Raw genomic sequence first — 10380 nt, forward strand, 5'->3', positions numbered from 1 at the left:
CCGAGGCCGATGTGGTGGAGCCGGCCGTTGACTCTGAGGGTGACGACGCCGGTGTGGTCGACTCTGTCGGTGCGGACCCGGTGGTGGATCTCGCCGGTCCGGTCGGTGCTCGGGCTGGCCTTGGGGCGGGCGGTGTAGGCAGCAGCTGGGGTGGCTCGGTGAGGCAGCGAGCGGTGCGGGCGCCGGTGGTTGTATTCGTCGCAGAATCGGTCGAGCAGCACCTGGAGCTCGGTGATCGTGGTGGGTTGGACGGGTTGGGCGCGCAGCCACTTCTTGAGGGTCTGCTGGAACCGCTCTACCTCCTTCCCGCAGGTCGTGGGGTGGTTGGGTCGGGAGTTCTTCTGGACGATGTTCAGACGCCGCAGTTCGGTCTCGAGGCCGTTGCGGCCGCCTTTTCCGCCGGACAACCGGGTGGTGTAGACCATCCCGTTGTCAGTGAGTGTCGAGGCCGGGATCCCGTACTGCGCAACGGTTTCACGGAACGTGATGACCACGATCGCCCCGGTGATCCGGGCATGCGCGGTGACGCTGAGGGCGTAGCGGGAGTGGTCGTCCAGCCAGGAGATGATCTCCACATCGACACCGGGCCGGCCGTCAGGGCGGGTGAGGCGGTAGTGGGTGAAGTCGGACTGCCAGCACTCGTTCGGCAGTTCGGCGGCGAACCGCAGGTACGACGACCTCGGCCGCTTACCCGGGTCCGGCGTCACTGTGCCGGCGCGGGTCAGGATGCGGTGGATCGTCGCCCGCGACAGCCGCACCTGGTGATGGTGTTGCAGGTGCCAGCCGATGGTGTCCGCACCGGCATCCAGGCCCTGCTCAGTCAGCTGTTTGCGCAGCCTCAGGACCAGCTCCACCGTCGGCGCAGGTGTCGCACGCGGTGAGGTCCTCGGCCGGCGTGACCGGGGCTCGAACGCCGCCTCACCCTCGACCCGGTAGCGCGCCAGCAACTCGTACAGCCACGACCGCGCGACACCGTACTCGGCGACTACCTCGGCAACCGTCCGCTTCTCCACCGTGATCGCGGTGATCACCAACCGGGCCTTCGACATCCCCGAGCATCAACACCCTGTCTCCTATGTCTTGAGACATCAGTCCGGCATGTCGTGAGACACCCGTCCGGGATGTGTTGAACCACAACACTGCCGGGCGCGCCACCCAAACCCGCAGCTCAGCCGCATCCCGCTCCCGGCGCCGGACGATCGGAGCCGCTCGCGCGGGTAGCTAGCCGTCACGCGAGCACGTCGGCGTCAGGTGGGTGGTGGGTTGGGTGTGAGGCCGAGGCGGATGGCTTCGGCGGCGGCTTGGACGCGGGTTCGTACGCCGAGCTTGTCGAGGATGTGCGTGACGTGCACGCTCGCGGTCTTGGGGCTCATGTAGAGGGCCGCGCCGATCTCGCGGTTCGTGCGGCCTGCCGCGACCAGGGCGAGGACCTGGAGCTCGCGCTCGGTCAGTGGTGGGTGTGGGTCTGTGGTGGCCGCGGGTTGCTCGTGGTGCTCGGTCACGGAGTCGTCGAGGTGGATCCGGGCGATCTTCGCCAGCTCCTGAATCCGGCCGAGCAGTGGTGCCGCGCCGAGCTGCTCGGCGATGTCTCGCGCGGCTTCCAGTTCGCTGCTCGCCTGGCCTCGGGCGCCGGCCTGCCCGCGACGAGCCAGCAGCGCCTCGGCTGCCCGCAGTCGGGCTTGCGCCTCCCAGTACGGCCAGCCGAGCGTGACCCATTCCTGTGCGGCGGTGAGCCACGGGGCCGGGTCGGGCGTGCCGCGGATCCGGGATCGTTCGCCTTCGACAATCGCAGCCAGCGCTCGGCCCTCGACACCAGAGATGCCGCGCCGAAGGAGCATCACGAGTCGATCGAAGCCCTCTGGTGACTGCGCCGCGACCGCTGCTTCGAGACCGATGCGCAGCAGCTCGCCGGCCACCAGCTCGTCTTCGGTGTCGTGGCTGATTTCGGCGGCGTCGAGCACAAGAGCGAGGGCCTCGTGCGGACGTTGCTGTTGGAGGCGAAGATGGGCCATGACGTCTGCGTAGTCGCGCTTCATCATGGGCTTGTCGTCGACCGCGAGCAACTCTTGGCCGCGCATCAGTTCGACGGCCTTCTCCAGGTTCCCGCGCGCGATCTGGATCATCGCGAGCTCGGCGTCCTTGAACGCCGGTCCGGACGGTGGTCGGCCTCTGTTGTCATCGCGGCTCAGCGCCTCATCCCAACGACCGACCGCGTAGAGGTTGTACACGGCGTTGGCCTCGAGAATGCCCTCGAGCCAGTGCTCGTCGACCATCAGGCGCCGGAGCTCGGGCTGGATGGTGTCCGCGACGGCCACGACGTTGTCGGTGTCGCCGCGCAGCCCGTGCACATAGCTCAGCGTGATCGCCGCCGTGGCCAGGTCCTCGGGTTCGCCCAGGTCGCGAGCGATCTCGAGCGCTGCCAGCGTCTCTTCGAGCGCCTCGTCGAGCCGGCCCTCGTTGGCAGCGACCGCTCCCAGCGTCTCCCAAGCCTGACCGATCGTCCGGGTGTCGCAGGCCCGGGTCGCGTGCTGCAACGCAGCCTGGGCTGCCTCGGCGACCTCCGCCGAGCGGGCGTAAAGGCTCAGCATCGAGGCGTGCGCGATGCAGACCTGGCCGAGCGCCCGGTCGTCGGTGGTCGGCACCAGACGCCGTGCGCGCTCAAGGTCCGCCAGCGCCCCGGCGAGGTCATCGTCCAGCGAGCGCAGCCTGCCCCGCATCAGCAATGCCTCGACCGTGCCCACCTCGGCGTCGGACTCACCCACCGCCGCCTCGAGTACGGCGAGAGCCTCGGCACGCCGGCCGACTCCGCCCAGCAACGAGGCCGCCCGCTCGGCGAGCACCAGGCGCGGCGGCACCCCGTCATCGGCCAGGTCCGACGGCTGCCAGAGCGACGAAGCAACGGCGAACCAATGCCCGGCCTCCGCGAACGCGCACTCCTTCTCGGCGGCACGCCCCGCCATCAGCGCCCAGCTGAACGCCGCATCTCGCTCGCTCGCGCGGTGATACTGCTCCGCGACCTCGGCGAGCTCCGATGCGGTGGCCTCGCTGCGACTGCGGCCCGCCAAATGCGTCGCGAGTCGCGCATGCAGGTCGCGGCGTTCCGAAGACAGCAACTGGTCGTAAGCGACCTCGGCGATCACCGGGTGCCGCGCGGAGCAGCCGACCGCCGGGTCCCGGATCACCAGACCGGAGTCACAGGCCTCTCGTACGGCGTCGGCGGCACCGTCTGCCGCCGCCAGCAGGTCATCGTCATCGAGTGCCCGAGCCAGCGTGCCGGTCGCCGCGACGACTGCGCGAGCGGCCGGCGAGAGTGCCTGCAGGCGCGCGAGCAGGAGTTGGCGCAACGAAGCCGGCACGGTCAGGTCGCCGCGGACCAGTTCGACGTTCAGGTACGGGTTGCCTGCGCTGCGCCGATAGACGGTAGCGGCCGTCTCCGCCGTACAGCCCGGTTGGAGATCGAGCAGTTGCTGCGATGTCTCTTGCTCGGTCAGCCGGCGTAGTGGCAGATCGACGACGGCCGGGGTTCGAAGCATTTCCCCGAGCCAGGTCAGGCGGTCGGGTTCGGCAGTCTCGTCCCGCCAGGTCAGCAGGACCAGCAACCGTCGCTCGGGCAGGTTGCGCGTCGAATGGGCAAGGAAGTCGAGTGTGGACCAATCCGCCCAGTGGACGTCCTCGACCAGCAGGACCGTGCCCTGCGCCGCGTCGCTGTCGAGCACGTCACTGAGGGTCTGCATCGACCATGCTCGGGCCGCCGCGGCAGACGGGAACGTGCCGGAAGCTGTGGACTGACTCAGCGCAGCCGTCACCGTGGCGCCGAGGCCGCTGTAGGCCGTCGCACCCGACATCGGCGCGCACGCGCCGCGAAGGATCCGGACACCGTTGCCGGACTGCTCGGCGAGGACTGACTGAACGAGCACCGTCTTGCCGATGCCCGCCTCACCCCGAACCACCACGGCTGCTGAGCGCTTCGGCAGTTGCGCGATCAATCCCCGCAGTACCGCAGCCTCTCCCCCGCGTCCGACCATCAAGCCGGCCATACCCCATCATGCGCCCCGATCGCAGACCGGCCATACCGTGCGCAGGCTGGGAGATATTTACTCGTCGGGGAAGCCGTTGCGGAGGTTCGTGACAACGGGGCGCGCCGCCGTGTCGACGGCTAGGCGGAAGACGTCGGGGCGGTGGTAGTGGCCGACGGGGTCGAACATTCGGCGGGCGGAGCGGACCTTGGTGAGGTCCAGTTCGGCGAACAGGATGGTCTCCTCGTGGCGGGCGGGTCCGGCGAGGATCTCTCCGTTGGGGCCGACGATCACTGTGTTGCCGGGCTCGACCCAGTCAGGGTCGTCGGGGTCGGTGCGCCAGACTCGGTCCCGGTCAGGGAAGTCTGCCGGGATCTGGTCGACGTGCAGGCACGGGTTCGCGCCGATCACGTAGCAGCGGCCTTCCCGGGCGATGTGCCGCATGGTGGCGACCCAGCCGTCACCTCTGGCCAGCGTCGGCGCCACCCATACCTCGACACCCTGCGAGTAGAGGTAGAACCGGGCCAGCGGCATGTAATTCTCCCAGCAGATCAGCCCACCGATGCGCCCGAACGGCGTCGGGTAGGTCTCGAGCGTCGACCCGTCGCCCATTCCCCACACGGTGCGCTCCGAGCCGGTCGGCATCAGCTTGCGATGCTTGCCGAGGAGATTGCCGTCGGCATCGAAGTACAGCAACGTGTTGTAGATCGTGCTCCCAGTCGCCTCGCGTTCGTTCACCCCCATCACCAGGTAGACCCCGGCTTGCCGAGCCGCCGCGCTGAGCCGGTCGGTGGTCTCGCTCGGTACGACGACAGCCTGGTCGGCCAGCATCGCGAACCACTGCTCGTCACCGTCCCAGATCGGCGGCCCGTCGATCCAGATCGGGGTGCCGGGCACGAACGCCTCGGGAAACACCACCAGGTCGGCCGCCTGTACCGCGGGATCGGCCAGCAACTTCTCCGCCTTCGCGAGCGTCGCCTCGCGATCCATCAGCACGTACGCCGCTTGCACAGCTGCAACTGTCAGTGTCGTCATCTCGCCCCCTTCCTCGACGATACGCCGAGGCGCCGCTCCGTGGGACGGAGCGGCGCCGGGCGAGGCTGGAGTCAGTGTTCGGTGCCGGGGCGAGCGGTCTTGGGGAGCAGGAAGCCGATCGCGAAGGCGAGCAGGATGCCGCCGACGGTCGCCAGCAGCGCGGTCTGGGCGCCGTCGAGTGCGGCCAGAGTGCGGGTTGCGGGCGTGGCGTGCGCGACCTTGCCCATGAAGATGGTCCCGATCACCGCGATGCCGAGCGCGATGCCGACCTGCTCGAGCGAGCCCAGCAGGCCCGTGGCCGAGCCGACCTCCTTGTCACGGACACCGCTCAGGATGATGTCGAACAGCGGGACGAAGACCATGCCCATCCCGGCCCCGCCGATCAGGTTGGGTACGACGAGATCCCAGTGCCCGACGTTCAGGCCGGCCAGCGTCAGTACGCCGTACAGCCCGACCAGGCCGACCGCCATCAGCGCGAGACCGACGTGGAGCAGTTTGCGACCGTACTTCTGCATCGTGATCCCGGAGACCGCCGAGCCGATCAGCGCCCCGAATGCCCAGGGCGCCATCGCCAGGCTCGCGTGAATCGGGGTGTAGCCCAGGCCGACCTGCAGGGACATGCCCAGGACGAACGTGCCGGCCAGCGCACCGAAGAAGACCACCGCGAACAGGACGCCGGACAGGTACGAGCGGCTCCGCAGCAGGCCCGGCTCGATCAGCGGGGTGGCGCCGCTGCGCTGCCGGCGGGACTGGTAGACGCCGAACCCGGCCAGCATCGGCACCGACGCGACCAGCAGCGCCTTCGACCACAGCGGCCAGCCGATCTCGTGTCCCTGCACCAGCGGGTAGACCAGGGCGACCAGACCGGCGCCGGCGATCAACAGCCCGGGAATGTCCAGCGAGACCCGGCCGCCGGCGGGCTGGGTGTTCGGCAGGTACTTCGCCGCGACGACGAACGTGAAGACGCCGACCGGGATGTTCACCAGGAAGATCGCCCGCCAGCCGGTGCCCAGCACGTCCGCGTCGAGCAGCGTGCCGCCGACGATCGGGCCGATCACCGCGGACAGACCCATCACCGGACCGAAGAACCCGAACGCCTTGGCCCGCTCGCCCGGCTCGAACAGGTCCCGGGCCAGTCCGAAGCCCTGCGGCAGCATGATCGCGGCGAACGCGCCCTGAGCGACCCGCGCGGCGATCAGCATCTCCGGCGACACCGCGAGGCCGCAGAGGAACGACGTCACGGTGAACCCGGCGACGCCGATCAGCAGCGCCCGCTTCCGGCCGACCAGGTCACCCAGCCGGCCGCCGACCAGGAGCAGGACGGCCAGGGCCATCGTGTACCCGGCCGCCATCCACTGCAGGCTCGCGTAGGAGCCGCCGAGGTCGTCGCGGATGGCCGGGGCGGCGACGTTCATCACGGTCGAGTCGAGCAGGTCCATCACCGACGCGGTGATGACCGCTGAGAAGGCGAGCCAGCGCCTGCGGAGGGGCTGCGGGGCGACTACTGCGCTTGCGGGGAGTTCTGCGACTGCGGTCATCATCGGCTCCTGACCCAAACGGAACGAAATGTTCTGTTCCAACTCTAGCGGAACGGAGCATTCCGTTCAAGTGGTAGTCTGGTGATATGACGAAAGCGCTCAGTGGCCGGCAGGCGCAGGCGGCCCGCAACGACGAAGTGATCCTGGCCGCGGCCCGGGCGGTGTTCATCGCCGATCCCGGCGCCCCGATCGCCGCGGTGGCCGAGCGCGCCGGGGTCGGGATCAGCGCCCTCTACCGGCGGTACGCGAGCAAGGAGGAGCTGCTCCGCAAGCTCTGCAGCGACGGGCTGGCCCGCTACATCGAGGAGTCGGAGAAGGCGCTCGCCGACGACCGCGAGCCGTGGGTCGCGTTCGGAGCGTTCCTGCACGCGCTCGTCGACGCCGACACGAACTCACTGACCCAGCGGCTGGCGGGAACGTTCACCCCGACGCCCGACCTGTGGCAGGACGCCGCCCGGGCGGGTGAGCTGAACCAGGCCATCTACGAGCGGACGAAGGACCACCTGCGACCGGGGATCGTGGTCGAGGACTTCGGGGTGATCCTGGAGCAGATCACGTCGATCAAGCTCGGCGACGAGGCGCGGACCAACCAGCTCCGGCACCGGTACCTCACCCTGATGCTGGAGGCGATGCATCGGCCGGGGGAACGGACAGGCGGCGATCCGGAGCTCCCGGGACCGCCGCCTAGCAGTGCCGAGCTGACCGACCGCTGGCGGGCCTGACTGCACCCGGCCGAAAAGAGCGCTGCCCCCTCGACAGTTCGAGGGGGCAGCACCTTGGTTTGGAGCGACTAGTGGCGGGTCACCGCGGCGTAGGCATCGACGATGCCGTGGCCGTAGAAGCCGTTGAAGTCCCGCGTGCCCTCACAGAGCGCGTTGAACTCTTCCGATCGCCCTTCGTTGGTGTAGGTCTGCAGCGGCGGGTTCGGGCAGGCCCGGGCCTGCGCCGTGTCCATCAGGATCCGGCCGACCTTGTCCGGGTTCATCCCGAAGTTGCCGCGACTCTTCTTGCCGTACTCGCTGACGATCAGCGCGGCCACGCCGCTGGCGTGCGGCGACGCCATCGACGTGCCTTGCAGCACGTAGTAGTACCCACACTTGGTGTAGTCGGTGACGCCGGCCGGGCACTGCTTCTGCGCCCCGAGCGCCACCCCGTCCGGCGTGATGTTGCCGGCCGCGTCGACCAGCCCTTCGGCCTGCAGCGAGTTCACCGGGTACGTCGACAGGATCAGGTTCTCGTTGGTCCGGAACCGCGGCGTCCCGAAGAAGTCGCGGAACCAGCCACCCGGCGCCGAGACCTCGATCTGCTCCAGACCGTAGTTGGAGTAGTCGGCCTTCTTCGTCGACGGACCGAGCGCCGACACACCGATCACGTGCGGGCCCTCGACCGGCAGGTCGAAGCAGGTCGCGTTGTCGATCGGCCGCGGGTACGCCGTGCCCGGCGGGAAGTCGGGGCTGGAGATGTCGGTCCGCGGCTTGCCGAGGTCCTCGTGGTTGTTGCCGAGCGAGCCGACGAGCGTGACACCACGCTTGTGCGCGTAGTTCAGGGCCCGGTTCATCGCCCGGATGATGGTGCGCTGCTCGGCCTGGGCCTCCGGGCTGTCGGCCGGGTTGGCGATGCAGTTGTACAGCCACGGGTCGACGTAGAAGGACATGTTGACCACGTCGAGCCCGACGTCGCCGGCGTACGTCAGCGCGTCCGTGACCGGGCCGAGGAACAGGAAGCCGCTGTCCTGGCCGCCACGGATCTCCACCAGCGTCACGTTCGGGGCGACACCGGAGAGCCCGAAGCCGTTGGCCGCGGCGCCGATCGTGCCGGCCACGTGGGTGCCGTGACCGCTGTCGTCCCAGCCGACCGGGTCGACACAGCCGCGGAACTCGCACTCGCCGTCGATCTCCGGGATGTCCGGTGCGAAGTTGCGGGACAGCTTCCAGTCGAAGTTCGGCGCGATGTCCGGGTTGCGGGCGTCGATACCCGAGTCGAGCACGCCGACCTTGACCGCCTTCTTGCCCGGCTGGACCGTCCGCGCCAGGTCGGAGCGAACCATCCGCAGACCCCACAGCTGCGCGTCGAGCGGGTCCATCCCGACGATCTTCTTCTTGCTCGCGGTGCCGGCCTTGCCGGACAAGCCGTTCTCGCGCTCGACGGTGCTGCGCTTCTTCTGCTGCGGCACCGTGCCGATCGGCCGGCTGCGGGCCGCGCCCTCGATCGCGCTCGACGCGGACACGCTGGAAACGAATCCCGACGCGGCCGCGCGCACGGTCAGCGTGCCCAGGTGCGCGTTCTCCTTGACCACTTCACCACCGGCGGCCTTGACCGCCGCGATGGCCTGGTTGCGGTCCGCGCCCTCCTCGAGCAGGACCAGGTACTCGGTGTTTCCCCCAGTCGCTCCCGTAGCTCCGGCACCGGCGGTGACCGGTACGGCGAGCGTGGCGGCGACCAGGGCGATGGCCCCTGTCACCGCGAACATACTTCTCCGGACGTCTCTCACGAGCGGATCCCCTCCCTGGAGAGTGAGTGTGACGGCCTCACGGTAGGTCGGGGCACAGCAACCGAGAAGGGTGACCACGTTGTCAGCTTTCCGAACCCACCGCGAACGTAGGGATTTCCCTGCGGTTCTACTCTCAGGGTTTTCCCAGTGAGTTCTTAGCGTGCTCTATGGGCCGGTGGGGAAGCTCTCCCGTCTAAGTGGGTGTTGGACTCCACTACGGAACGAGAGGACGAGTGCTGTGGCAGGTTTGGGGATCGCCGAGGCGCCGGGGACCCTCCTGGCGCAGGACAAAGACGAGTTGCGGTACCCGGCGGGCTCGGTGGTGGTGCTGGCCGGGATCCCGGGAGCGGGGAAGACGACGCTGCTTCGGCGGCTGTACCCGGTGGGTGGTGACCACCAGGGAGTGCGGGTGTTCGACTCCGAGCGGCTGCGCGATCGCTGGATGCCGACGCTCGGCACGATCCCGTACGCGTGGTGGCGGCCGCTGCTGCACCTCGCCTACTACGTGCAGGCCCTCAGTGCGATGCGCAGCGGCCCGATGATCCTCCACGACTGCGCCACTCGTCCGTGGGTACGGCGCTTGATCGGTTGGCGAGCGCGTCGCTCCGGACTGCAGGTGCATCTCGTGTTGCTCGACGTACCCGGGGACGTCGCTCGCTCTGGTCAGTGGGCTCGTGGCCGGGTCGTGCGCTCCGGGAGCATGGAGACGCACTGCCGTCGCTGGCCCGACTTGCTGGCGCAGGCTGTTGCCGACCCGAGTCAGGTAGTGCCCGGCGCTGAGTCCGCAGTGGTGCTCAGCCGGCGCCAGGCCAGCAGGCTCGAGCGGATCACGTTCGACTAGCCCCAGCGGTTGCCCGTACCGCGAACAAGGCAAATACTCCTGAGTGTCAGCCGGTGGTGGCACGGCTACGCGCTGCTGCCGGCGGACGTTCGAGGGACCCCGCCCAGTCGGTCCCGTGCACGCCTCAGGAGGACCCCCGTGAGGATCGAACGCACATCACGCCGCCGGCTCGCCCAGTTGGCAGCCACCGTCAGCGCGGTCGCGGCATGCCTGTACGCCGTACCGCCCGCAGCCGCCGAGCCGTCACCGGCCGCCAAACTGGCCGCGGCCAGTGCAAAGGTCGACCGATCCGGTGTGAAGGGCATCGCCTGGTACACCGACGCGGCTTCAGGCAAGGTCGTCGTCACCGCTGACGCCACTGTCTCGGCCGCCGAGGTCGCCGCGCTGAAGCACGACGGCGTCCATCACCACCAACCACGGCACCAAGCAACAACACACTCACCTGGTCGCACCAAGCCC

At 69.1% G+C, this 10380-nt stretch carries 8 protein-coding genes; 3 read left to right on the forward strand and 5 right to left on the reverse strand.

Going from position 1 to position 10380, the window contains the following annotated elements; all coding sequences use genetic code 11:
• The 4 genes from ACWCOV_RS41070 to ACWCOV_RS41085 all read right to left on the reverse strand — a co-directional run.
• A partial coding sequence (locus tag ACWCOV_RS41070) for a DDE-type integrase/transposase/recombinase (protein WP_449834803.1) occupies nt 1–1049 on the reverse strand: 1049 nt, incomplete at its 3' end.
• A gap of 198 nt (nt 1050–1247) precedes the next feature.
• A complete protein-coding gene (locus tag ACWCOV_RS41075; RefSeq protein ID WP_449834804.1) occupies nt 1248–4037 on the reverse strand; it encodes a LuxR C-terminal-related transcriptional regulator in 2790 nt (929 codons plus the stop codon).
• A 57-nt stretch (nt 4038–4094) separates the two neighbouring features.
• On the reverse strand, nt 4095–5051 hold the full coding sequence (locus ACWCOV_RS41080) for a carbon-nitrogen hydrolase family protein (RefSeq protein WP_449834805.1): 957 nt from the start codon (nt 5049–5051) through the stop codon (nt 4095–4097).
• 71 nt (nt 5052–5122) lie between these two features.
• Nucleotides 5123–6589 (reverse strand): MFS transporter, encoded by a 1467-nt coding sequence (locus ACWCOV_RS41085; protein ID WP_449834806.1) that lies wholly within the window; start codon nt 6587–6589, stop codon nt 5123–5125.
• Nucleotides 6590–6675: 86 nt separating this feature from the next.
• Between ACWCOV_RS41085 and ACWCOV_RS41090 the strand changes: the two genes are divergently transcribed.
• On the forward strand, nt 6676–7311 hold the full coding sequence (locus ACWCOV_RS41090; protein ID WP_449834807.1) for a TetR/AcrR family transcriptional regulator: 636 nt from the start codon (nt 6676–6678) through the stop codon (nt 7309–7311).
• Nucleotides 7312–7379: 68 nt separating this feature from the next.
• Here the strand turns inward: ACWCOV_RS41090 and ACWCOV_RS41095 are convergent, their stop codons facing one another.
• Entirely contained in the window at nt 7380–9059 is a 1680-nt protein-coding gene (locus tag ACWCOV_RS41095) for a S8 family serine peptidase (protein ID WP_449834808.1), read from the reverse strand.
• A gap of 259 nt (nt 9060–9318) precedes the next feature.
• Between ACWCOV_RS41095 and ACWCOV_RS41100 the strand changes: the two genes are divergently transcribed.
• Nucleotides 9319–9921 (forward strand): AAA family ATPase, encoded by a 603-nt coding sequence (locus ACWCOV_RS41100; RefSeq protein ID WP_449834809.1) that lies wholly within the window; start codon nt 9319–9321, stop codon nt 9919–9921.
• 138 nt (nt 9922–10059) lie between these two features.
• On the forward strand, nt 10060–10380 hold a 321-nt coding region (locus ACWCOV_RS41105), incomplete at its 3' end, for an alpha-lytic protease prodomain-containing protein (RefSeq protein WP_449834810.1).

The sequence above is a fragment of the Kribbella sp. NPDC002412 genome, assembly GCF_053592935.1.